This window comes from Oceanospirillum linum, assembly GCF_001995095.2.
In the GTDB taxonomy this organism is placed as follows: Bacteria; Pseudomonadota; Gammaproteobacteria; order Pseudomonadales; family Halomonadaceae; genus Oceanospirillum; species Oceanospirillum linum.
Window position 1 is genome coordinate 1 of record NZ_MTSD02000037.1, and the last position, 642, is coordinate 642.

The 642-nt window shown below is 39.7% G+C and carries 2 protein-coding genes; both read right to left on the bottom strand.

The features are described from left to right. On the bottom strand, positions 1–199 hold a 199-nt coding region (locus BTA35_RS16500), incomplete at its 3' end, for a hypothetical protein (protein WP_439098065.1). Positions 200–210: 11 nt separating this feature from the next. After that, entirely contained in the window at positions 211–612 is a 402-nt protein-coding gene (locus BTA35_RS16505) for a helix-turn-helix domain-containing protein (RefSeq protein ID WP_078320904.1), read from the bottom strand. Between the last annotated feature and the right edge of the window lie 30 nt (positions 613–642).

Sequence of the window (642 nt, forward strand, 5' to 3'; positions counted from 1 at the left end):
GAATATACATCGGGTTGGTGATTCCTTCACGCTTTGCAATCTCAGCAACTCGGCGCACTTCGTATAAGAAAATATAGTTATTCAAATATGTTTTCCCACTACGAACAGCGCCTTGTAAAACGGCTATAAACCAATCATCGCTCATTAGGGCTTTCAATACTTCTTGTTGTTTTTTCGTAAAAAGTAGGTCAAGTGACATTTTTCCACTTCCTAGCGATACAATTCAGTTGCGATTTTATCTAACAAAGCGTTTAATTGGCTGTCAACATTGTCTGATTTCGGCGTTCTTGGTTGTTCGTCATAGTATTTGTCACGTTTATTATATCGTAACCACGCTAATTGGTCTGTTGGTTTGTTCGATACCAAAGCATTTTCAAAGAAACGATTTTCAACAAGCGCAACAGCTTCCATTTTACCCATTGATAATGCTTGTTCGATTTTCGGCTCTTGTGCTTTCCACTTGTAAAGTGTGCTACGACCAACCCCGATAAGATTTGCAACGTCATTCAAGCTTGCGCCATCTACCCGATAAGCCTTGATTAATGCTAACTTGGCAGGTTTTACCCACTCGGTTAGTGTAGGGGGCGTAGGGTTCTTTTTAGGTCTTGCCATTTATATTTCACTCCCTTAGTTGTTATATTA

Coding starts and splice junctions, on each gene's coding strand:
- BTA35_RS16505 (WP_078320904.1), bottom strand. CDS start 612: ATGGCAAGACCTAAAAAGAACCCTACGCCCCCTACACTAACCGAGTGG.